This window comes from Streptomyces yokosukanensis (assembly GCF_001514035.1).
GTDB lineage: Bacteria > Actinomycetota > Actinomycetes > Streptomycetales > Streptomycetaceae > Streptomyces > Streptomyces yokosukanensis.
The window spans coordinates 1-21,136 of record NZ_KQ948231.1 but is presented as its reverse complement, the minus strand read 5'-3'; the positions used below and the strand labels follow the sequence as shown (position 1 = coordinate 21,136).

At 72.7% G+C, this 21,136-nt stretch carries 21 protein-coding genes; 13 read left to right on the top strand and 8 right to left on the bottom strand.

Going from position 1 to position 21,136, the window contains the following annotated elements:
* Window positions 1-4: 4 nt before the first annotated feature.
* Genes AQI95_RS39925 through AQI95_RS39910 form a run of 4 tightly spaced genes read left to right on the top strand, consistent with a single transcriptional unit; the run spans window position 5 to window position 3,419 of the window.
* A complete protein-coding gene (locus AQI95_RS39925) occupies window positions 5-325 on the top strand; it encodes an acyl carrier protein (RefSeq protein ID WP_067135743.1) in 321 nt (106 codons plus the stop codon).
* Between the two features lie 9 nt (window positions 326-334).
* Window positions 335-1,129, top strand: coding sequence for an alpha/beta fold hydrolase (locus tag AQI95_RS39920; RefSeq protein WP_425264963.1), 795 nt, complete (start codon window positions 335-337; stop codon window positions 1,127-1,129).
* On the top strand, window positions 1,126-2,307 hold the full coding sequence (locus tag AQI95_RS39915; RefSeq protein ID WP_067135739.1) for a glycosyltransferase: 1,182 nt from the start codon (window positions 1,126-1,128) through the stop codon (window positions 2,305-2,307). The genes AQI95_RS39920 and AQI95_RS39915 overlap by 4 nt, the downstream gene beginning before the upstream one ends.
* Window positions 2,304-3,419 carry a class I SAM-dependent methyltransferase gene (locus AQI95_RS39910; RefSeq protein WP_079071855.1) on the top strand — a complete coding sequence of 372 codons (1,116 nt, stop codon included), beginning with the start codon at window positions 2,304-2,306 and terminating at the stop codon, window positions 3,417-3,419. The genes AQI95_RS39915 and AQI95_RS39910 overlap by 4 nt, the downstream gene beginning before the upstream one ends.
* A gap of 78 nt (window positions 3,420-3,497) precedes the next feature.
* Here the strand turns inward: AQI95_RS39910 and AQI95_RS39905 are convergent, their stop codons facing one another.
* Window positions 3,498-4,559: a lysylphosphatidylglycerol synthase transmembrane domain-containing protein gene (locus tag AQI95_RS39905; protein WP_067135737.1), complete on the bottom strand. Its 1,062-nt coding sequence runs from the start codon at window positions 4,557-4,559 to the stop codon at window positions 3,498-3,500.
* Between the two features lie 249 nt (window positions 4,560-4,808).
* Between AQI95_RS39905 and AQI95_RS39900 the strand changes: the two genes are divergently transcribed.
* On the top strand, window positions 4,809-5,456 hold the full coding sequence (locus AQI95_RS39900) for a DedA family protein (protein ID WP_067135735.1): 648 nt from the start codon (window positions 4,809-4,811) through the stop codon (window positions 5,454-5,456).
* 34 nt (window positions 5,457-5,490) lie between these two features.
* On the opposite strand, the gene AQI95_RS39895 is transcribed toward AQI95_RS39900, so the two are convergent.
* Entirely contained in the window at window positions 5,491-6,018 is a 528-nt protein-coding gene (locus tag AQI95_RS39895) for a gamma carbonic anhydrase family protein (protein ID WP_067135733.1), read from the bottom strand.
* A 109-nt stretch (window positions 6,019-6,127) separates the two neighbouring features.
* Between AQI95_RS39895 and AQI95_RS39890 the strand changes: the two genes are divergently transcribed.
* Window positions 6,128-6,892, top strand: coding sequence for an acyltransferase (locus tag AQI95_RS39890; protein WP_067135731.1), 765 nt, complete (start codon window positions 6,128-6,130; stop codon window positions 6,890-6,892).
* 73 nt (window positions 6,893-6,965) lie between these two features.
* Here AQI95_RS39890 and AQI95_RS39885 read toward each other — a convergent pair whose 3' ends face one another.
* Entirely contained in the window at window positions 6,966-7,823 is an 858-nt protein-coding gene (locus AQI95_RS39885; protein ID WP_067135729.1) for a DMT family transporter, read from the bottom strand.
* 107 nt (window positions 7,824-7,930) lie between these two features.
* On the opposite strand from AQI95_RS39885, the gene AQI95_RS39880 reads away from it, so the two are divergent.
* A complete protein-coding gene (locus AQI95_RS39880; RefSeq protein ID WP_067135727.1) occupies window positions 7,931-8,503 on the top strand; it encodes an XRE family transcriptional regulator in 573 nt (190 codons plus the stop codon).
* Between the two features lie 63 nt (window positions 8,504-8,566).
* Here AQI95_RS39880 and AQI95_RS39875 read toward each other — a convergent pair whose 3' ends face one another.
* From AQI95_RS39875 to AQI95_RS39865, 3 genes are all read right to left on the bottom strand, one after another.
* Window positions 8,567-9,805, bottom strand: a complete 1,239-nt coding sequence (locus AQI95_RS39875) for a 4-hydroxybenzoate 3-monooxygenase (protein WP_079071853.1) — start codon at window positions 9,803-9,805, stop codon at window positions 8,567-8,569.
* A 66-nt stretch (window positions 9,806-9,871) separates the two neighbouring features.
* Window positions 9,872-11,509, bottom strand: coding sequence for an APC family permease (locus AQI95_RS39870; protein WP_067135723.1), 1,638 nt, complete (start codon window positions 11,507-11,509; stop codon window positions 9,872-9,874).
* A gap of 225 nt (window positions 11,510-11,734) precedes the next feature.
* Window positions 11,735-12,142: a CoA-binding protein gene (locus AQI95_RS39865; RefSeq protein ID WP_067135721.1), complete on the bottom strand. Its 408-nt coding sequence runs from the start codon at window positions 12,140-12,142 to the stop codon at window positions 11,735-11,737.
* 145 nt (window positions 12,143-12,287) lie between these two features.
* Here AQI95_RS39865 and AQI95_RS49485 point away from each other — a divergent pair, with 145 nt between their 5' ends.
* The 5 genes from AQI95_RS49485 to AQI95_RS39835 all read left to right on the top strand — a co-directional run bounded on the left by AQI95_RS49485 (window position 12,288) and on the right by AQI95_RS39835 (window position 18,812).
* On the top strand, window positions 12,288-13,256 hold the full coding sequence (locus tag AQI95_RS49485; protein WP_244189024.1) for a hypothetical protein: 969 nt from the start codon (window positions 12,288-12,290) through the stop codon (window positions 13,254-13,256).
* The gene (locus AQI95_RS39850) at window positions 13,253-13,795 is read left to right on the top strand and encodes a SixA phosphatase family protein (RefSeq protein ID WP_067135719.1); all 543 of its coding nucleotides are present in this window, start codon (window positions 13,253-13,255) and stop codon (window positions 13,793-13,795) included. Before AQI95_RS49485 ends, AQI95_RS39850 begins: the two co-directional genes overlap by 4 nt.
* Before the next feature lie 65 nt (window positions 13,796-13,860).
* Entirely contained in the window at window positions 13,861-14,487 is a 627-nt protein-coding gene (locus AQI95_RS39845; protein ID WP_067135717.1) for a YigZ family protein, read from the top strand.
* Between the two features lie 174 nt (window positions 14,488-14,661).
* On the top strand, window positions 14,662-15,825 hold the full coding sequence (locus AQI95_RS39840) for an exonuclease SbcCD subunit D (protein WP_067135715.1): 1,164 nt from the start codon (window positions 14,662-14,664) through the stop codon (window positions 15,823-15,825).
* Window positions 15,822-18,812, top strand: coding sequence for an AAA family ATPase (locus tag AQI95_RS39835; protein WP_067135713.1), 2,991 nt, complete (start codon window positions 15,822-15,824; stop codon window positions 18,810-18,812). Before AQI95_RS39840 ends, AQI95_RS39835 begins: the two co-directional genes overlap by 4 nt.
* Before the next feature lie 443 nt (window positions 18,813-19,255).
* On the opposite strand, the gene AQI95_RS47635 is transcribed toward AQI95_RS39835, so the two are convergent.
* Both AQI95_RS47635 and AQI95_RS39825 read right to left on the bottom strand, forming a co-directional pair.
* Window positions 19,256-19,561, bottom strand: coding sequence for a hypothetical protein (locus AQI95_RS47635; RefSeq protein ID WP_067135711.1), 306 nt, complete (start codon window positions 19,559-19,561; stop codon window positions 19,256-19,258).
* Between the two features lie 45 nt (window positions 19,562-19,606).
* Window positions 19,607-20,251 (bottom strand): hypothetical protein, encoded by a 645-nt coding sequence (locus tag AQI95_RS39825; RefSeq protein ID WP_067135709.1) that lies wholly within the window; start codon window positions 20,249-20,251, stop codon window positions 19,607-19,609.
* Between the two features lie 287 nt (window positions 20,252-20,538).
* Here AQI95_RS39825 and AQI95_RS39820 point away from each other — a divergent pair, with 287 nt between their 5' ends.
* Window positions 20,539-21,054: a DinB family protein gene (locus AQI95_RS39820; protein WP_067135707.1), complete on the top strand. Its 516-nt coding sequence runs from the start codon at window positions 20,539-20,541 to the stop codon at window positions 21,052-21,054.
* Window positions 21,055-21,136 lie beyond the last annotated feature (82 nt).

Genomic DNA, 21,136 nt, shown 5'->3' with positions numbered 1-21,136 from the left:
CCCGATGAACCCCACCCAGCCGGCCCCGGCGCAGCCCACCGCGGACACCGTGCTCGCCGACGTCACCGGCATGCTCCGCACGGTGCTGGCGGAGTACGGCGACGACGACGCGCTGATCGGCATGTCCACCACCTTCAACCGCGACCTGGAACTGGAGAGCATCGACCTCGTGACCCTGGCCGGGCTGCTGGAGGAGCGGTACGGGCAGCGGGTCAACCTCGCCGAGTTCCTCGCCGGCATGGAGTTCGACGAGATCATCGAGCTGACGGTCGGCCGGCTCGTGGAGCACGTGGTGTGGAGCCTGAAGACCACGCAGGCGGGCTGAGCCGTGGCGATGGTCGACGCCGGCGGGGTCCGGCTGCACGTCCAGCGCACGGGACCGGCCGCCGGCCGCGTCCCGCACGCCACGGTCGTCCTGGTGCACGGGCTGCTCACCGACAGCCTGGCCAGCTACTACTTCACCGTCGCGCCCGGCTTCGCCGCGGCCGGGCTCGACGTCGTCATGTACGACCTGCGCGGGCACGGCCGCAGCGAGCGTCCGCCGCGCGGCTACACCCTCGACCACAACATCGACGACCTGGAGGCGCTCCTCGACCGGCTGGCGGTCACCGGGCCCGTCCATCTCGTCGGCAACTCCTACGGCGGCACCATCGCCTTCGGCTTCGCCGCCCGCCATCCGGAGCGTACGGCCACGCTGACGCTGATCGAGTCCGAGCCCGCGACCGCCGCCTGGGCCGCGAAGCTCGGCGGCATCCTCGACCGGGTCATGACCCAACTCGCCCACAACGAGCCCGACGCCCTCGCCTGGATCATCGCGCACCGGGGCCACAACACCGCGCGGCTGGCCAAGGGGGCGGCCCGGCTCGCCCGCGAGACCACCCTCGGCCGGGACATCCCCGCGAGCCGGGTGCTGACCGAGGAGCAGATCAGGGCCGTACACTGCCCGGTCCTCGGCGTGTACGGCGGTGACTCGGACCTCGCGGACCTGGTGCCGCTGAAGGAGGCGCTGCTGACGGACTACCGGGCGGTCGTGCTGCCCGGCCACGAGCACTCGGTGCTGGTGGAGGCGCCGGCCGCCGTCGGCGGGCACATCCTGGACCTGATCCGTGCCGGGGCGGGGGTCGGATGAGCGCCTTCCTCTTCGTCGTGCCGCCGCTGACCGGGCACGTCAACCCGGCCGTCGGCGTCGCCGCCCGGCTGACCGCGCGGGGGCACCGGGTGGCCTGGGCGTGCGCGGACCCGGCGCTCGTCCGGCGCCTCGCGGGCGCGGACGCCCAGGTGTTCGGGTGCGCGGGTCCGGTGCCGGGCGCCGAGGGCGTCGTACGGCCGCCGGACCTGCGGGGCGCGGAGGCGCTGAAGTTCCTGTGGGAGTGGTACCTGCTCCCGCTCGCCGACGCCATGGCACCGGGCGTCCGCGCGGCGGCCGAGGCGTTCCGCCCGGACGTGGTCGTGGCCGATCAACAGGCCTTCGCCGGTGCCCTGGTGGCCGAACGCCTGGGCCTGCCGTGGGCCACCTCGGCCACCACCTCGGCTGAGTTCTCCGGCGCCTACGACGGACTGCCGAAGGTCGCGGTCTGGCTCGGCAAGCGCCTGACCGAGCTGCGGGCCCGCATCGGCGACCCGTCCGGCACCGCCGACCCGCGCTCCTCACCGCACCTGCTGCTGGTCTTCAGCACCCCCGAACTCATCGGCCCCCAGGCGCCGTTGGCGCCGCACATCCACTACGTCGGCCCGTCCCTCGCCGGTCGCCCCGCCGGTTCCGGCTTCCCCTGGGAACGCCTGGACCAGGGCCGGGCGAAGGTCCTGGTGACCCTCGGCACGGCGAACGCCGACGCGGGCGGCCGGTTCCTCGCCGAGTGCCGCACGGCGCTGGGGGAACGCGCCGACCGGGTGCAGGCGGTGATCGCCGACCCGGGCGGCCTCCTCGCGGTGCCGGCCGACGACAAGGACGTCCTGGTCGTCCCGTCGGTGCCCCAACTCCCCTTGTTGGAGCGGGCGGACGCGGTCGTCTGCCACGCCGGGCACAACACCGTGTGCGAGGCCCTGTGGCACGGCGTCCCGCTCGTCGTCGCACCCATCCGCGACGACCAGCCCGTGGTGGCCGGACAGGTCGTGGACGCGGGCGCCGGCGTCCGGGTCCGCTTCGGCCGGGTCCGCGCGGACCGGCTCGGCGCGGCCCTCGACACCGTTCTGACCGACCCCGTCCACCGGGCCGCCGCCGCCCGGATCCGCACCGCGTTCCGCGCGGCCGGAGGCGCCCAGGCCGCGGCGGCCCACCTCGAACGACTCGCAGCGGAGAGCCGATGAGCGACACGAGCGACAACAAGACGAGCGACACGGGCGACAAGAGGACGGGCGACAAGAAGGAGAGGGCGGCTCGCGTCGCCGCCCTGCGTCCCGCCTACCGGAGCGATCTGGCCGCCGGCACGGACCGCTTCTTCGCCGCCCGCCGCCCCGACTGCCCCTGGTGCGGCTCGGCCCGCCTCGCCACCCGGCTGCGCACCACCGACCTGCTCCAGCACAAGCCCGGCCGCTTCACCCTCGACCGCTGCGCCGACTGCGGCCACACCTTCCAGAACCCCCGACTGACCGACGAAGGGCTGGAGTTCTACTACCGGGACTTCTACGACGGCCTCGGCGAGCAGCGGATGAGCGGCACCTTCGGCGGCCGTGGCGCCATGTACCGGGGCCGCGCCGAGGCGATGCTGCCGCACGACCCCGCCCCGAAGACCTGGCTGGACGTCGGTACCGGCCACGGCCACTTCTGCGCGGCGGCCCGGACCGTCCTGCCCGGCACCTCCTTCGACGGCCTCGACTTCACCGACGGTGTCGAACTCGCCGCCCGCGAGGGCCGCGTGGACCACGCCTACCGCGGCGCCTTCCCGGACCTCGCCCCCGAACTCGCCGCCCGCTACGACGCGGTGAGCATGTTCCACTACCTGGAACACAGCACCGACCCGGACCGCGAACTGCGCGCCGCCCACGAGGCCGTACGCCCCGGCGGTCACCTCCTCATCGAGGTGCCGGACCCGGAGAGCCGTTACGCCCGGCTGCTCGGCCGCTGGTGGCTGCCCTGGCTGCAGCCGCAGCACCTGCACTTCATGCCGGTCGCCAACCTGCGGCGGCGGCTGAGCGAGATGGGCTTCACGGTGGTCGCCGAGCAGCACGCCGAGGCACACGATCCGGTCGATCTGCTCGCCGCCGCCTGGCTGGCCCTCGATCACACCGCACCGCGCGAGGACGCCCCCTGGCTGCCCGAGCCGCCCGGCGCCCTCGGCCGCACCGCCCGCACCGCCCTCCTCCTCGCGGGAGTGCCCGCGCTCCTGACCGCGACCCTCCTCGACCGGCTCGCGATCCGCCCCCTGTCCCACCGCCTCGGCCTGTCCAACGCCTACCGGCTGGTGGCGCGCCGGAACTGATCGCGGCGCGGCCCGGCACCGGAGCCCGCGACGGACGGCACCTCGCCGAGACCGAGCCGGGCAGGGGGGGAGCCGGGGTCACAACGCCTTGGCGCGGATCAGCGCCGACAGGGTCAGGGTGCCCGGCAGCAGCGGCACCCAGTCGGTCAGCACCCGGTAGCCGATCACCGTCGCGGTGGCCAGCGTCAGTGAGGACCCGAAGGCGACCAGTGTCCACACCAGGGCCGCGTCGACCGCGAGCCCGCCCGGCGCGGGCACCGCCCCGACGGCCGTGCCCGCCGCGAGATAGGCGAGCACCATGTGCGCCCACGGCAGCCCGAGGCCGAGCGCGGCACCGACACACGCGAGGGCGGTCCCCTGCAGCAGCGGCATGGCGACCGCCCCGCCCCACAGTGCGACCACCCGGGCGGGCCGTCTGTGCACCTCCCGCGCGTCGGCGAGGGCGGAGCGCAGCAGCCCGGTCACCGGCCGGCGCAAGGGCCGTACGACCGTCAGCAGGATGCCCGCGATCGCGAGGGCGCCGCCCACGACCGCGGCGAGCGGCACCAGCAGCCGTCCGTCCGGCACCAGCTCGCCGAGCCGCCGCCAGGCCGGTGACGCGGCGAGAAAGACCATCAGCACCACGGTCTTGGCGGAGGACTTGGCCAGCGAGTACAGGCCGATCGACGCGGTCGCGCGGTCCAGCGGCACCCCGTGGGCCCGTAGAAAGCGCACGGTGACGGCGTGGGCGCCGAGTCCGGCGGGCAGCGCGTGGTTGGCGGCACCGGCGGCGAACTGCGAGGCGAGCAGCAGTCCCGGTGGGACCCGGTCCGGCAGGGCGCCCTGCCGGACGAAGGAGGCCGCCACCCAGTTCAGGCAGGTGAAACCGCCGCCGGCCAGCAGCCACCAGGGATCGGCGGCGACGAGGCGCCGGATCCCGTCGTACACCACGGGCCGGTTGGCGACCGCCCAGCCGCCGGCCAGCAGCAGCGGAGCCAGGCACAGGGCCAGCCGTACGGGCCGGCCCGCCATGAAGGACGAGGGCCGGGGCGCATGCGTTCCCGACGGCGCCTCCCGCGCGAGCGCGGAGGCCGGAGCCGCGAGCGCGGAGGCCGGGGTCAGGGGGAGTGAGGAGAGCGGGGAGGGGGACGGTGAGGACACGGGGACGTCGTCCTTCCGCGGCGGGTCCCGGGGCGGGGACCTGGGGGAGGCGGGTCGGGCGATACCGGGAGAGCCTTCCCCGCCCGCGTGACACCGGGGTGTCCGAGAACCCAAGGCCCGAGGGCGGGACGGTGCCGCCGCGCAGGTGTGCGCCATCCGCCGTTCACCGCCGACCAGGTAGCCTTCCCTTGGGGCGTCCTTTACGTGCGCGCCCGGCAGACGAGGTCAGCGACAGGGGAGGAACCGGCGGTGCACGTCCAGGAGTGGCTCGACTCGGTGCCCGCGGCGGCGGTCTACGCCGTGGTGGCCTTGGTGATCGGCCTGGAAAGCCTGGGCATCCCGCTGCCGGGAGAGATCGTCCTGGTCTCGGCGGCGCTGATGTCCTCCCAGCACTCGGACATCAATCCGATCGTCCTCGGCGCCTGTGCGACCGCCGGCGCCGTGATCGGCGACTCCATCGGCTACGCCATCGGCCGCAAGGGCGGCCGCCCGCTGCTCGCCTGGCTCGGCAGGAAGTTCCCGAGACACTTCGGTGAGGGCCATGTGGCCACAGCCGAGCGGTCGTTCGAGAAGTGGGGCATGTGGGCCGTCTTCTTCGGCCGCTTCATCGCCCTCCTGCGCATCTTCGCCGGCCCCCTCGCGGGCGTCCTGCACATGCCCTACTGGAAGTTCCTGATCGCCAACGTCCTCGGCGGCATCTGCTGGGCGGGCGGTACCACGGCGGTCATCTACTACGTCGGCGTCGTCGCCGAGGACTGGCTGAAGAAGTTCTCCTACGTCGGCCTCGCGGCCGCGGTCCTGATCGGCCTGGCCTCCATGCTGCTGGTCAAGCGCAAGGCGAAGAAGGCCCAGCTGCAGCGCGAGTGCGACGCGGAACCGGTCGGCGCCGGCGACTGAGTCCGCCGCACCGGTCCGCCTCATCCGCCGAGGCCTACCGATGCACGTCCTTGTGCGCCTTCGCCAACTCCGTGTACAGGGTGCCGTTGAGGGTCACGCCCTGCTGTTCTTCCTCGCTCAGCTCCCGCCGGACCTTCGCCGGCACCCCTGCCACCAGCGACCCCGGGGGCACCACCATCCCCTGCGGCACCAGAGCCTGAGCCGCCACGAGCGACCCGGCGCCGATGACGGCCCCGTTCAGCACGGTCGCCCCCATCCCGATCAGGCAGTCGTCCTCGACCCTCGCCCCGTGCACCACCGCGTTGTGCCCGATGGACACCCGCTCACCCACGCTGACGGGAAACCCGGGATCGGCGTGGAGCGTCACGTTGTCCTGCACATTCGCGTTCGCCCCCACGGTGATCGTCTCGACGTCACCGCGCACGACCGCCCCGTACCAGACGCTGGCCCCGGCATGCAGCGTGACGTCCCCGATCACCGAGGCCGTGGGCGCCACGAACGCCTCGGGATCGACCCGGGGCTCCCTGCCGCCGATGCCCACGATCAGCGCCTGCTGTGTCATGACGGTTCTCCTCGCGTCGTCGTCCCCCGCACCGTACGACATGGGCTGGGGCAAAGATCACAGCAGGCAGCCCTCTCGCCGAAAGCGCCCGCTTAGTAACGTGACCCCCGTGCCCCAGCGGAAGAACACGTTCTCATTCCGGCGACGCCGCGCAGCGCAACGTGTCGTCCACCAGGCCTGGGCCTGGATCCAGCGCACGGGCTCGGTCACGGCCGAGCACCCGGCAGGGTTCCGGTTCGGCTCGATCGGCGAGGCCACCCGCCTCGCCTTCCCGCTCGGCACGGTCTTCGGCGAGCCCTGGATCCACCTCGGCTCCCACTGCATCGTCGGCGAGCAGGTCACCCTGACCGCCGGCCTGATGCCGGACCTGGACCTCGGCCCCGACCCCATCCTGCGCATCGGCGACGGAGTGGTCCTCGGCCGCGGCAGCCATGTCATCGCGGACACGACGGTCACCATCGGCCGGGACTGCTACTTCGGCCCGTACGTCTACGTCACCTCCACCAACCACTCCTACGACGACCCGCACCAGCCGATCGGCAGGCAGTGGCCGCGCATGGAGGCCGTGGAGATCGGCCCCGGCTGCTGGATCGGCACCGGCGCGGTGATCCTGCCGGGGGCGCGGATCGGCCGGAACGTGGTCGTCGCGGCCGGCGCGGTGGTGCGGGGCACGGTGCCCGATCACGCCGTGGTGGCCGGTGCGCCCGCCCGCGTCGTGCGGCGCTGGACGGCCGAGGACGGCTGGCAGCCGCCGCTGCGGACCCCCGCCCCGGTGCCGATCCCGGACGGGACGACACCGGATCAGCTGCGCGCGCTGGCCGACCTGGACGAGGCTGCCGTGGCCCGCCTCGCGGACCTCGAGACGGAGAGCTGACCAGCCCGGCTCCCGTGGCCGGAAGTCGCCTCGGCCGGAGGCCGGTTTCGGCCGGTCGCGAGGATCAGCGTGTTCAGCCGGTCGCGAGGAGCAGCGTGCCGACCAGGGCGAGCCCCGCGCCCGCCGCCTGCACCGTGCGCAGCCGCTCACGGAGAAAGCCGCGCGCGGCCAGCGCGGTCACCACCGGATACAACGAGGCGAGAACGGCCGCCACGGTCACCGGGCCGTGCCGGGCGGCGATCGCGTAGGTGCCGTTCGCGGCGACGTCGGCGAGCCCGACGAAGGCCAGCGCGGGCAGCGAGGCCCAGGGGAAGCCGCTCCGCGGCACCGCCCGGCCGCCCCGCCGGACGGAGACGGCCAGCGCGCCCGCGCCGACGGCGACGCTCGTCAGCCGCTGTACGAAGAGGGCGAGGAACAGGCCGGTGACATCGGTGGAGGCCTCGGCGATCAGGGCGAAGACCGCACCGAAGCCCAGCGCCGCGACCAGCGTGAGCAGGATCGTGCGACGCTGTACGGCCGCGCCCCGCAGCTGCGGACCGCCCGCGAGGACGACACCGGCGACGGCGACCGCGATGCCGGCGAACTGGAGCGGCCCGGGTCGTTCGCCGAGGAACAGGCCCACGCCGACCGGCACGGTCACGCTCAGTGTGGCGAGCGGCGAGACGACCCCCATCGGGCCGCGCGCGAGCGCCTGGTAGAAGCAGAGCAGGGCCACCGGCCCCACCGCTCCCGCGGCGAACGCGAACCACAGCCGGGGCCCGGCCTCGCTCCAGCCGCCGGTCGCGACGACGATCGCACCCAGCACCGCCGCCGCGACGGCCTGCGAGACGACCACGACCGTCAGCGCGGGCGTACGCCGGGTCAGCAGCCCTCCGCCGAAGTCGGCCAGCCCCCACAGGAGGCTGGTGGTGAGGGCGAAGAACGCGGTCATGGCGGGCCTCGCAGTACAGTTTGGTGAACGACCGGGTACACCCCACCGTAGTTCACCCCATTGAACCCTGTCATCTCATATATTGAACTCTCATCGATGGACGTGATGTGTCGGACCTCGACCTGCTGACCCAGTCCCTGGCGCGCAACGTCAAGCGCTGGCGCACCGAGCGCGGCTTCACCCTGGACACGCTCGCCGCCCGCGCGGGAGTCAGCCGTGGCATGCTCATCCAGATCGAGCAGGCCCGGACGAACCCCAGCATCGGCACCGTCGTCAAGATCGGCGACGCGCTCGGCATCAGCATCACCACCCTGCTCGACTACGAACAGGGCAGCACCGTCCGCATCGTCCCCGCCGAGCAGGCCGTACGGCTGTGGCACACGGATGCCGGCAGCTACAACCGCCTCCTGGCGGGCACCGAGGCGCCCGGACCGCTGGAGATGTGGGACTGGCGGCTGATGCCCGGCGAGCAGAGCCCCTCCGAGCCGCACCCGGTGGGCACGGTGGAACTCGTCCATGTCACCGCGGGTGAACTGACCCTCACCGTGGACGGGGTGAAGCACCTCGTGCCGACCGGCGCCAGCGCCGCGTTCGAGGCGAGCACCCAGCACACCTACGGCAACGAGGGGGACGTACCGATGGACATGGTGATGGCCGTCTCGGTGCCGCCGGTGCGCTGACCGGGCCGCGGCGGGCTGTCGGCGTGCGGCCGTGCGCGCACCCGCCGGGCCGCCCGCCGGACCTCAGTAGGCGCCCGCGTCACCCAGGTACTGCTCGGCGAAGGCCGCCGCCGCGGCCGGTGAGGTGAACAGCCGCCGCAGCCGGGCCAGTGTCGTGCCGGTGCGGAACGGGTCGTCCGACGCGACACCGTGATAGATGTCCGACAGCCACTGCGAGAACTCCTGGTAGTCCCACACCCGGCGCAGACTCGCCGCCGAGTAGCCCTCCAGACCGTCGCGGTCGCCCCGCGTCACACAGGCGGCGAGCGCGTCGCCGAGCAGGAAGGCGTCGTGCAGGGCGAGGTTCATGCCCTTCGCGGCGATGGGCGCGACCAGGTGACCGGCGTCCCCGGCGAGGAACAGCCGCCCGTGGGCGAGCGGTTCGACGACGTAGTGGTGCATGTCCAGGACGCGCTTCTCGATCAGCCGGCCCTCGGTGAGCGGCGGCGCTCCGGCCGCGGCGAGCCGCGCGCGCAACTCGGTCCAGACCCGGTCGTGCGACCAGTTCTCCGGATCGTCACCGGGCGGGCACTGGAGGTAGAACCGGGTGACCCCGGGGCTGCGGGGCATCTGCCCGGCGAAACCGCGCGGATGGACGCCGAACAGGACGCAGTCGGTCGACGGCGGCACCTCGGCGAGCAGGGCCAGCCAGCCGATGCCGTCGTCCTGCCGCGCGATCCGCCGCTGCCCGGCCGGTATCGCGTCCCGCGTCACGCCGCGCGCGCCGTCGCAGCCGGCGACGAAGTCGCAGCGCAGCAGCCGCCGTTCACCCGTCTCGGGGCACCGGTACGAGACCGCGGGCCGCTCCGAGTCCAGGTCGTGGAGGGCGACATCGCGCACGCCGAAGCGGATGTCGCCGCCGCGCACGTCGGCGTACTCCCGCACCAGGTCCGTCACCAGCAGCGGCTGCGGATAGACATGGTGATGGCTGCCGGTCAGCTCGGCGTACGGGAAGCGGTGGCGTTCGCCGCCGAAGCGGAACTCGCAGACGCTGTGCGGCTCGGCGCGCTGCCGCAGCCGTTCGCCGAGTCCGCGCCGGTCGAGTTCGCGTACCGCCCATTCCTCGATGACGCCGGCCCGGGGCCGTGTCTCGATGAACTGTCTGCTCCCGGTCTCCAGGACGACACAGTCCACGGAGGCGGCCCGCAGGATGTTGCCGACGGTGAGCCCGGCCGGCCCGGCGCCCACGACGACGACCGTACGGCGTTCCTCCGTACGGCGTTGCCCGGGCGCGGAGTTGAGGTGGGGGGAAGGGGAGATCACCCCCGCATTATGACGGTGTCCCGTCAGCCGGATCCGGCTGACGGGACACCAGGGGGAGCGGAGTGATCAGTGCGCCGGGGCGTCGGTGACCACGACCTCCTCGATGCTGCGCTCGATCGCCTCGGGCTTGGAGGCGGTCGCCTTGGCCCAGAAGTAGATGCCGAGCGAGAACACCGTGACGACCAGCATGTCCCACCACAGCGGCAGATCACCGTTGCCGCCGAAGGTGCTCAGGTAGGAGATCACGCCGATGCCCAGCAGGTAGGGCGGCAGCCACTGCGCGGCCTTGAAGTCCAGCCGGGGGGCGTCGGGCAGGCCCTTGCGGATGGCGTAGGCGGCGTAGGAGCCGAGCAGCGCGTAGCCGATCAGGATCGCGCAGCCCAGGCGCCACAGGGTGTCCCAGCCGGACCAGAAGATGATCAGGTTGGCGACCACGAAGGACAGCGGCGAGATGAACTTGCCGAAGGGCAGCTTGTACGGACGGTCGTGGTTCGGCAGCCGGTCCGAGAAGACGCCGTAGGCCAGCGGGGCGCCCGCGTACATCAGCACGCTCGCCGAGGTGATGAAGCCGACCAGCGTCTGCCAGCTCGGGAACGGCGCGAAGCAGATCACACCGGTCACGAACGACATCGCCAGGCCGAACCACGGGACACCGCGCGCGTCGGTCTTGGCGAAGACCTTCGGGGCGTAGCCGTTCTTGGCCAGACCGTAGGAGATACGGGAGGTGGCGGTGGTGTAGATCAGGCCGGTGCCGCCGGGGGAGATGATCGCGTCGGCGTACAGGACCCAGGCCAGCCAGCCGAGGCCGACCAGCGAGGCGAGACCCGCCCAGGGGCCGCTGATACCGGCGTAGGCCAGGTTCGCCCAGCCCTTCGCGAAGGAGGCGTGCGGCAGGGCGGCGATGAAGACGACCTGGAGCAGGACGTAGATCACGGCGCCGATCGCGACCGACCCGAGGGTCGCGCGCGGCAGGTCACGCTTGGGGTTGCGGCTCTCGCCGGCCAGCTGGATCGCCTGCTCGAAGCCGAGCAGCGCGAAGATGATGCCGCTGGAGCTGATCGCGGTGAGGACGCCCTTGGCACCGAACGGCGCGAAGCCCTCGGAGGTGAAGTTGGCGGGGTGGAAGTTGCCGATGGCGATGATGAAGATCGCCGCGAGCGGAACCGCGATCTTCCACCAGGTGGCGGCGCTGTTGGTGTGCGCCAGGATGCGGACGCCGAGGAAGTTCACCGCGACGAACACGGCCATGAGGACGACCGCGACGGCGATGCCGCTGGTCGTGAGCGTGCCGTTGGTGTTCTGCAGGCCGTCGGCGAAGTGCCAGTGCTTGGCGTAGCCGATCATGGCCTCGACCTCGATCGGAGCCACCGTCGCGGCCTGGAGCCAGGAGAACCAGCCGAAGGACATGCCGGCCAGGCCGCCGAAGGCGTAGTGCGGGTAGCGAGCGGTGCCGCCCGCCACCGGGAACATGCCGCCGAGTTCGGCGTGCACCAGCGCGAGCAGCACGATCGCCACCGCACCGATCACCCACGAGATGATCGCAGCGGGGCCGGCCGCCACGACAGCCTTCTCGGCGCCGAAGAGCCAGCCGGAGCCGATGATCGAGCCGACGGAGGCCCACATCAGACCGATGAGTCCGACGTCTCGGCGCAGACCACCGGTGTCGCTTGTGGCTACCGGTGCAGCCTGGTCGACATTCGCCATGTCAAGGGGCCTCTCAGATCGTAAACGCAGGTTTAACGGGGAAGGAGGCCACAGGCTAGGGAGACTTTCCGAGCGAGCAAAAGACTGTTAACCAAGTTTTGACCTTAGATCTTGGCTGTCTTGAGCGCACGGTCGGTCACTGACTTGTCACAGGTCAGATGCCCGCTCGGAATGTCAATATTCATCAGTGAATTGTGAGTAGAAGGAGAGATTCGCTGGTATCGGCTACCCGAGCAGGGGAAATTCGATAGCCGGGCAACGGTCCATCACCATGTCCAGACCGGCCGCCCTGGTCCGCGCGCAGGCGGCCTCGTCCACGACACCGAGCTGGAACCAGACCGCCCGCGCGCCCTTCGCCGCTGCCGCGTCGGCCACCGCTCCGGCCAGCTCGCTGTTGACGAAGACATCGACCACGTCGACGTCGAAGGGGATGTCCGCGAGCGAGGCGTAGCCCCGCTCGCCGTGCACCGTCTCGGCCCTGGGGTGCACCGGCACGATCCGCTTGCCGTACCGCTGGAGCACCTGCGCCACCCGGTACGCGACCCGGCTCCGGTTGCCGGACAGGCCCACCACCGCCCAGGTGTCGCCCAGCTCGGTCAGGATCCTGCGGATCGTCGCCTCGTCGTCGTACACGGCCGCCTCCTCGGGCTACGGGGAACTCCTTCCGTCGCCAACAGCACCCCGCCGGGTCCGGATTCCCGGCCCGCCGTCTCGCCACCACGTCCGGAATCGGCGCAAGGTGCCTGCGTAGTGCCGTCCGCCCGCCTACGCTCAGCCCGTGCTGCACATCCTCGACGCCCGAACCGGTGAGCCCGTCCCCGCCGCGCCCGCCCGCCGCGGTCTGACCCGCGTCGAGGCCCGTGCCTCAGGCCTCGACCCGACGGCGCTGCGGGTGCTGCTCACGGCCGACCTGCTCGTCCGCGCCCTGGAACTGGGCGGCACCCCGGTCTGGACGATCCTGACCGCCCCCGACCGGCACGCCGAACTGCGCACAGCGGCGACCACCCTGTCCATCCGCCCCTTCGAGGACGGCCGCGACCTGGCGTCGGGGCTGGGGGAGGCGCAGGCGATCCATGTGACGGCCGAGGGCGCGGACGTCCCCGGCGGCGGTCCCGTGGTGGCCGTGGCGCCCGTGGAGTGGCTGGGGGAGCCGCCGAGGGACCGGGCGGCGGCGTCCGCGGAGCCGTCCGCGGAGCCGTCCTCGCCGAAGGACGCGGCCCCGTCCGCCGGTGGGTCCGGAAGACCCGGTGGCGCCGCGCAGCAGGACCTTGCGGGCCACGCTCCCGCGCGTGCTCCCGAACCCGCTCCTGCACCCGCCCCGGGCCTCGCCCCCGAACCCGCACCCCACCCCGCACCCCACCCCGCACCCCACCCCGCACCCCACCCCGCGCTCCAGCCCCTGCTCGACGACCCCGCAGCCCTCCGGCTCGCCCTGATCGCCGTGCCGCGTCGCGTGCCGGTCCGGCTGGACCCCTCGGCGCTGGCCGAGGCCGCCGGGGAGCTGGCGCGCTGGCGGCGCGCCGTGGCCGGCTGGGCCCGGCGGCCGTCGCGGCCGGTGCCCGACGAGGCGCGGGCACGGCTGCGCGCCGCGTGGGAGGACGATCTGGACCTGCCCGCCGTGCTGGACGTGCTGCGGGACGTCGAAGGCGCCCCCGACCTGCCCGACGGGGCCCGCTTCGAGACCTACGTCTACGCCGACCGCCTGCTGGCCCTCGACCTCGCCCGCGACCTCGGGAGCCTCGCATGATCACGCGCGCGGGCACCGGCCCGCTGCGCCGCCTGGTGGTGCTGCGGCATGCGAAGTCCGCCTGGCCGGAGGGCGTCGAGGACCACCGCAGGCCGCTCGCGTCACGCGGCCTGCGGGACGCCCCCGCCGCCGGCCGCGCCCTCGCCGAGGCCGACTGCCTGCCCGACCTCGCCCTGTGCTCCACGGCCGTGCGCGCCCGCCGCACCTGGGAGCTGGCCTCCGCCGAGTGGGGCACTCCGCCGCCGGTGCGGTACGACTCCCGGTTGTACGGGGCGGACGTACCGGATCTCCTGGAGGTGATCCGCGAGGCGCCGCCCGAGGTGGAGACGCTGCTGGTGGTCGGGCACAACCCCGGACTGGAGGAACTGGTCCTGGAGCTGGCCCGGGACGGGCTCGACGACACCCTGGACCAGGTGCGGACGAAGTTCCCCACGTCCGCGATCGCCGTCCTGTCCTGGCACGGCACCGGCTGGCCGGCCCTCGGACCGGCCGGGGGGCTGCTGACGTCGTTCACGGTGCCGCGCGGGCACAGGGAGTGACATGCCCGACTGCTCGGCGGCACCGCCCGTCCCGGCGCTCGCGGGGGAGCGCATAGGCTGACGGGATGCAGGACGAGTACCGCACAGTCGCCCGCGCGGGCGTGCACGAGATCGAGATCAACCGCTCCCGCTTCCTGTGCGCCCTCGCCCCGGCCGCCACCGAGCAGGAGGCGCAGGACTTCATCGCCTCCGTGCGTAAGGAGCACGCCGACGCCACCCACAACTGCTGGGCGTACGTCGTCGGCGCCGACGCCCGCGTGCAGAAGGCCAGCGACGACGGTGAACCGGGCGGCACCGCCGGCGTCCCCATGCTGCAGATGCTGCTGCGCCGTGAGATGCGCTACGTCGTCGCGGTGGTCACCCGCTACTACGGAGGCGTCAAGCTCGGCGCCGGCGGACTCATCCGCGCCTACGGCGGCGCCGTCGGCGAGGCACTCGACACCCTCGGCACCCGCACCCGCCGCCGCTTCCGGCTGGCCACGGTGACAGTCGACCACCAGCGCGCCGGCAAGGTCCAGAACGATCTGCGCGCCACCGGCCGCGAGGTCCGAGACGTCCGCTACGGCGAGGCCGTCAGCATCGAGATCGGCCTGCCCGACGCCGACGTGGACGCCTTTCGCGCCTGGCTGGCGGACGTGACCGCGGGTACGGCGGGATTCGAACTGGGCGGAGAAGCCTACGGAGACGCCTGACATCCCGAATCATCGGGCACGAACCCGAACTCATCGGACATGAAGACGTAGACGTATGACGTATCTGTAGACGTAAGGGGTGCGGGGTCGGCGGGTCGTCGCGGGTCGATACGGGACGTACCGCCCGTGACTTGTCGCCCGTGATGTCAGACCCGGCCGTTACCCTCGGGGATCATGAGACTGCTGCACACGTCCGACTGGCATCTCGGCCGGGCCTTCCACCGGGTGAACATGCTCGGGGCCCAGGCCGAGTTCATCGGTCACCTCGTCACCACCGTGCGTGAGCGCGAGGTGGACGCGGTGATCGTGTCGGGTGACGTGTACGACCGCGCGGTGCCCCCGCTCGCCGCGGTCGAGCTGTTCGACGACGCCCTGCACCGCCTCGCGGACCTGGGCGTGCCCACGGTGATGATCTCCGGCAACCACGACTCGGCCCGCCGCCTCGGCGTCGGTGCCGGACTCATCGACCGCGCCGGCATCCACCTGCGCACCGAGCCGTCCGCCGTCGGCAACCCGGTCCTGCTGACCGACGCCCACGGCGACGTCGCCTTCTACGGCCTGCCGTATCTCGAACCGGCCCTGGTGAAGGACGAGTTCGCGGTCGAGAAGGCCGGTCACGAAGCGGTGCTCGGCGCCGCCATGGAGCGCGTCCGCGCCGACCTCGCCACCCGCGCGCCCGGCACCCGTTCGGTCGTCCTCGCCCACGCCTTCGTCACCGGCGGCCAGGCCAGCGACAGCGAGCGGGACATCACCGTCGGCGGGGTCGCCGCGGTGGCGGCCGGGGTCTTCGACGGCGTCGACTACGCGGCGCTCGGCCACCTGCACGGCTGCCAGGCCATCACCGAGCGCGTGCGCTACTCCGGCTCCCCGCTCGCCTACTCCTTCTCCGAGGCCGACCACCGCAAGAGCATGTGGCTGATCGACCTCGGCGCCGACGGCTCCGTCGCCGCCGAGCGCGTCGACTGCCCGGTGCCCCGCCCGCTGGCCCGCATCCGGGGCCCGCTGGACGACCTCCTCGCCGACCCGGCGCTGGCCCGCCACGAGGACGCCTGGGTGGAGGCCACCCTCACCGACCCGGTCCGGCCCGCCGAACCCATGGCCCGGCTCACCGAGCGCTTCCCGCACACCCTCAGCCTCGCCTTCGCCCCCGAGCGGGCCCCGGACGACCCTCTGGTGTCGTACGCGCGGCGCCTCGCCGGCCGCAGCGACCAGCAGATCGCCCAGGACTTCGTCGCCCATGTGCGCGGCGCCGGGCCCGACGACCGCGAGACGGCCGTCCTGCGCGAGGCGTTCGACGCCGTGCGCGCCCACGACGCCGTGCGGGAGGTGGCACGATGAGGCTGCACCGGCTCGACATCACCGCCTTCGGGCCCTTCGGCGGCTCCCTGGCCGTCGACTTCGACGCCCTGTCCGCCGCCGGGCTCTTCCTGCTGCACGGCCCCACCGGCGCCGGCAAGACCTCCGTCCTGGACGCCGTCTGCTACGCGCTGTACGGCTCCGTCCCCGGCGCCCGGCAGAGCGGCCAGGGCATGAACCTGCGCAGCGACCACGCCGAGCCGCGCACCCGCACCGAGGTCCGCCTCGCCCTCACCGTCGCCGGACGCCGACTGGAGATCACCCGGCAGCCGCCCTGGGAGCGGCCCAAACTGCGCGGCACGGGCACGACGGTCGACAAGGCCCAGACCTGGCTGCGCGAGTACGACGCCGCGGCCGGCCTCTGGAAGGACCGCAGCCGCTCCCACCAGGAGATCGGCGAGGAGATCACCCAACTCCTCGGCATGAGCCGTGAGCAGTTCTGCCAGGTCGTGCTGCTGCCCCAGGGCGACTTCGCCCGCTTCCTGCGCGCCGACGCCGAGGCCCGCGGCCGACTGCTGGGCCGCCTCTTCGACACCCAGCGCTTCGCCGACGTCGAAAGGCGCCTCGCCGAACGCCGCCGCGCCACCGAGGCACGTGTGCGGGACGGCGACACGGCACTGCTCGCCGACGCCCACCGCATGCAGCAGGCGGCCGGCGAGGCCATGGACCTGCCCGAGCTGGCCCCCGGCGATCCCGGCCTGGCCGCCGCGGTGCTCGGCGCCGCCGCCGTCGCGCGCGCCACCGCCCGCGAACGCCTCACCGTCGCCCATCTGCGCCTCGCCGCCGCCGAGTCCGCCCACGCAGAGACCCGGCGCGCCCTGGAGGACGTACGCGAACTCGTCCGACTGCAGAGCCGGTTCGCCGAGGCCCGGCAGCGCGCCGAGCGGCTCCAGGAGCGGGCCGGCGCCCACCGCGAGGCACAGCAGCGCATGGAGCGGGCCCGCAAGGCGGAGGCGGTCGCGCCCGCCCTGGAGCTTCGGGAGGCCGCCGAGGAGGAGCGCCACCGGGCGGCCCGCGCCGAGGCACAGGCGCGCGGCGCACTGCCCGACTCCTACGCCGACGCGGGCGCGGCCGGACTCGCCACCGCCGCCCGCCGGTCCGCCGAGGAGCTGGGCGGCCTGGACGCGGCCCGCCGCGCCGAGCGGCGGCTCGTCGAACTGGCCACGGAACGCGGTGGGTTGGACCGTCAGGAGCGCGCCGACGAGGACGTGCTCCGCGAGGCCGAGACCTGGCTCGCCGCGTGGGACGCCACGCGCGCGACACTGCAGTCCCGCGTCGACGCCGCCCAGGAGGCCACCACCCGCGCCGAGCGGCTCGCCGTGCAGCGGGACCCCATGCGCGGACGCCTCGGCGCGGCCCGCACCCGCGACGAGCTGGCCGCGGACCTGGAGGACGCGCAACACCGGGCGCTCGCCGCCGAGCAGCGCGCCCTCGACGCCCGCGGCCACTGGCTCGACCTCAAGGAACAGCGCCTGAACGGCATCGCCGCGGAGCTGGCCGCCCATCTCACTGACGGCGAGCCCTGCACGGTCTGCGGAGCCACCGAACACCCCGCACCGGCCCGCAAGGTCGCCGGACACGTCGACCGCGAGAGCGAGGACCGCGCCCTCGCCGCCCACCAGCGCGCCGAGGAGCAGCGCGCCGAGGACGAACGGCGGCTCGGCGTCGTCCGCGAGGCCCTGGCCGCCGCCACCGCCGAGGCCGGCGACATCCCCACCCCACAACTCGAAGCGAAGGTCGCCGAGTTGGAGCAGGACTACGCCCTCGCCCGCCGTGCCGCCTCCGCCCTGCACGCCGCCCATGAAGAGCTGCGACGCGCCGAGCGCGAGCGAGAGCAGCGTCTCGCCGACAGCCGACAGGCCGCCGTACGGGCCGCCTCCCGGCTCACCCGGCGCGAGAGCCTGGAGCGTGAACAGGCGCAGACGGAAAGGGAGTTGACCGAGGCGAGGAGCGGTTTCGGCAGCGTGGCCGCGCGTGCCGCACAGCTGGAGCGACAGGTGGCGCTGCTCACCGACGCCGCCGACGCCGCGCGCACCGCCGAGGACACCGCCCAGCGCCTGAAGGACGCCGACGCCCGCCTCGCCGACGCCGCCTACCGGGCCGGTTTCGACACCCCGCAGGCCGCGGCCGCAGCCCTCCTCGACGCCGCGGCCCACCGCGAGCTGCAGCACCGGCTGGACGCCTGGCAGACGGAGGAGGCCACTGTCCGCGCGATGCTCGCGGAGGCCGACACCGCCGATGCCGCCCGGCGACCGGCCGCCGACCCGGCCGCGGCCGAGCGCGCGGCGGCCGGCGCCGAACACCGGCTGCGCGCGGCGGCCTCCGCACGGGACGCGGCCGCCCGCTGCTGCGCCGAGCTGGACCGCCTCTCCGCGCACGCCACCGGCGCCGTACGCCGACTCGCCCCGCTCCGCGAGGAGTACGACCGCGTCGCCCGCCTCGCCGCCCTCACCGCGGGCACCGCCGCCGACAACGAACGCAAGATGCGCCTCGAGTCCTATGTGCTCGCGGCCCGCCTGGAGCAGGTCGCCGCCGCCGCGACCGCCCGACTGCACCGCATGTCGTCGGGTCGCTACACCCTCGTCCACTCCGACGACCGCGCCGGACGCGGCCGCAGCGGACTCGGACTGCACGTGGTCGACGCCTGGACCGGCCGCGAACGCGACACCGCCACCCTCTCCGGCGGCGAGACCTTCTTCGCCTCCCTCGCCCTCGCCCTCGGCCTCGCGGACGTCGTCACCGACGAGGCCGGCGGCGTCCGCCTCGACACCCTCTTCATCGACGAGGGCTTCGGCAGCCTCGACGACCAGACCCTCGACGAGGTGTTGGACGTCCTCGACTCCCTGCGCGAACGCGACCGCAGCGTGGGCATCGTCAGCCACGTCCCCGACCTGCGGCGTCGCATCCACGCCCAGCTGGAGGTCGTGAAGGGCAGAGGGGGGTCGACGCTGCGGCAGCGGGGGGCCTGACCGCATCAGCGGCCCAGCGCACGCCGACACATTGCCGCCAGTCTGGGTGGATTTGTTACCTGTCTTTCCGTACCTTTCCTTGATCTTCTTTGCCCTTCTGTCCCCCGCCTGTCCCCCGGACGGCCTCCGGGCCAGCGGTCGCGTGAGTCGGACCGGCGGGCGTGTCCGTCGTTGCAGGTGGCGAGCAGTGAAGGATTCGACTGACTCCCGCCGCGAGTTCGCCATCCTGAGGGATGGCTGTTGCACCTTGACGTGCTAGCGTCGTCGCCGTTGCCCCCCCGGCGTACCTTGCTCTACGGCAACCCCGATGCCCGGGCCGCCATCGCTTCGGCGATGACGGAGGTCGGCGAACGCCGGTCAGGGATCCTCGTCGAGCAGGACAACGAACACGAGGCAACCTGACGCGAACGCGCGCTGAACGCCGAGGATGCGCTCAAGGCCGCCTACACGAGGACCGCACCCAGCGCACTCGCATTGGTGAACTCCTGGGTCAAATCAGGGACTTCGAAGCCAAGTGGCCCGAGGGGACCATCCAGCGGATCACCACCGAGAACACCACCCTCAAATAGCGAGTCCGGCAGGTCACCGCCGACAACCGCACCCTCGGTGAACGCCTCCATGCTGCCGACTCCAACCTTCGTTTCCAGGACCGCCGCATCGCCGACCTCGAAGCCGGGATCGTGGGGATCTGGCAACCCGGCGCAGAGCCGCTTCGTCCGGCTCGGTGACCACAGGAATACCCTGGCCATCGAGCCGGACGGTATGGCGGATTCCCGGCATGGGGTGTTGGTGGGTCAACTGGTGAGGCCGTCGCCGGTCGCCGGCCTCCTATGGCGATCCGGACCGTAGATCGCAGTGAGAAAAGGCGTGATTCCCAGGGCGTAGAAGCCGTACTCCAACTGCTGGTACCACGCTCGCTCGCCCTCAAGCTCTTTGGACACCTGAACGGGTACTCCACCGGGCTGGTCACTCGTCGACACCATGACTACGAACGACGTGCCCTCGTCTGCTGGGTCAGACGGATTATCGATCACGGTGAAGTCCCAGGTTGCTGCGCCGGGGACATCCGAGTCAGCATCCAGTCGCCGTAGGATGTATGTCGGCTGTCGCAGCAGCACTCCGGACTGTGCCCGGATTGCCATCGTTCTCTGTCCCACGACTCGCCAGGGCGGCTCCGGGCGTGTGTGGTGAACGTCCGAGAACAGTTGGTTCCGCAGTTCCGAGTACTCAGCGGCCGTCTGGGCGAGGACTCTTGTGTCCTCAGCCAGTTGACGTCTGGTGTCGCAACTGTCGAGCAGACCGCCCAGCGAGTGCAGTCTGCCCCGGACCCATGGCTTGAGGAAGCGGTCAAGGGCACCTAGCCGGTAGGCGTCCTCAGCAGACTCGGCGACCAACATCGCGCCACGCACCAGAGCCTGATATCCCTCTTTGAGATCCATGGGTCCCCTCCCCTGAGACGACGGTCACCGCTCACCGTATCGATCACTAGGCCAACAGCGAGTTCTGAACGGACAGTCGGTAACGGCACGTTGCAGTTACTGAGGTTTGATTCGTGATGTCGCTGGGTCGACGCCTTGAACTGCGGAGAGGAGGGCCCGCCCCGCGGCATCATGCGAAGATCACCAGTAACACCCCGATGTCCCCAACCGTGACCAAGATCGTAAATCGAGGAAGAGCCCCCGTCATCCAGGTCCCTATCCCGACCGCTCTGGTAGCGTGCGCCGGCATGTCATCGGAACTGGAACGCCCCCCGCTCCAAGCGGACGAACGCACCGCGCTCATCGGCTGGCTGGACCTGCAGCGGCAGATCCTGCGCTGGAAATGCAAAGGGCTGAGCGACGAGGACGCGCGCCGCCCGGTCATCCCGACCTCACCGGCCATGACGATGGCCGGTCTCATCTCCCACATGCGCTGGACCGAGCACATATGGCTGGAAGTGGTGTTCCTCGGCGGCGACAAGAAGCAGAACCCCGCATTCGACGAGTCAAGCAAGAACGCCGACTGGCACACCGACGGCCGCTGCCTCGCAGAGCTCCTCGCGGAGTACGAGGCCCAGTGCGCCCGCAGCAACGAGATCGTTGCCGCGGCCGACCTGGACGACGCCGGCCGCCACCCCGACTTCCGCGACGGCAGCGCCAACCTCCGCTGGATGCTGATCCACCTCGTCGAGGAGACGGGGCGACACGCGGGGCACGCGGACATCGTCCGGGAGCTGCTCGACGGCACGAAGGGCTACTACTAGCGCAGCTCCGCGAAGCGGGCCCTTCCCTCAGGAGCCAGGCCAACACGCCTCACGACCAATGCGGGAGGGTCTGATGCACGAG

Bases quoted from the DNA above. Each gene is read 5' to 3' on its own strand.
- AQI95_RS39820 (WP_067135707.1), top strand. From the start codon at position 20,539: ATGTCATCGGAACTGGAACGCCCCCCGCTCCAAGCGGACGAACGCACC.
- AQI95_RS39920 (WP_425264963.1), top strand. From the start codon at position 335: ATGGTCGACGCCGGCGGGGTCCGGCTGCACGTCCAGCGCACGGGACCG.
- AQI95_RS39850 (WP_067135719.1), top strand. From the start codon at position 13,253: ATGATCACGCGCGCGGGCACCGGCCCGCTGCGCCGCCTGGTGGTGCTG.
- AQI95_RS39835 (WP_067135713.1), top strand. From the start codon at position 15,822: ATGAGGCTGCACCGGCTCGACATCACCGCCTTCGGGCCCTTCGGCGGC.
- AQI95_RS39910 (WP_079071855.1), top strand. From the start codon at position 2,304: ATGAGCGACACGAGCGACAACAAGACGAGCGACACGGGCGACAAGAGG.
- AQI95_RS39925 (WP_067135743.1), top strand. From the start codon at position 5: ATGAACCCCACCCAGCCGGCCCCGGCGCAGCCCACCGCGGACACCGTG.
- AQI95_RS39885 (WP_067135729.1), bottom strand. From the start codon at position 7,823: ATGACCGCGTTCTTCGCCCTCACCACCAGCCTCCTGTGGGGGCTGGCC.
- AQI95_RS39845 (WP_067135717.1), top strand. From the start codon at position 13,861: ATGCAGGACGAGTACCGCACAGTCGCCCGCGCGGGCGTGCACGAGATC.
- AQI95_RS39870 (WP_067135723.1), bottom strand. From the start codon at position 11,509: ATGGCGAATGTCGACCAGGCTGCACCGGTAGCCACAAGCGACACCGGT.
- AQI95_RS39895 (WP_067135733.1), bottom strand. From the start codon at position 6,018: ATGACACAGCAGGCGCTGATCGTGGGCATCGGCGGCAGGGAGCCCCGG.
- AQI95_RS47635 (WP_067135711.1), bottom strand. From the start codon at position 19,561: ATGGCCAGGGTATTCCTGTGGTCACCGAGCCGGACGAAGCGGCTCTGC.
- AQI95_RS39825 (WP_067135709.1), bottom strand. From the start codon at position 20,251: ATGGATCTCAAAGAGGGATATCAGGCTCTGGTGCGTGGCGCGATGTTG.
- AQI95_RS39840 (WP_067135715.1), top strand. From the start codon at position 14,662: ATGAGACTGCTGCACACGTCCGACTGGCATCTCGGCCGGGCCTTCCAC.
- AQI95_RS39915 (WP_067135739.1), top strand. From the start codon at position 1,126: ATGAGCGCCTTCCTCTTCGTCGTGCCGCCGCTGACCGGGCACGTCAAC.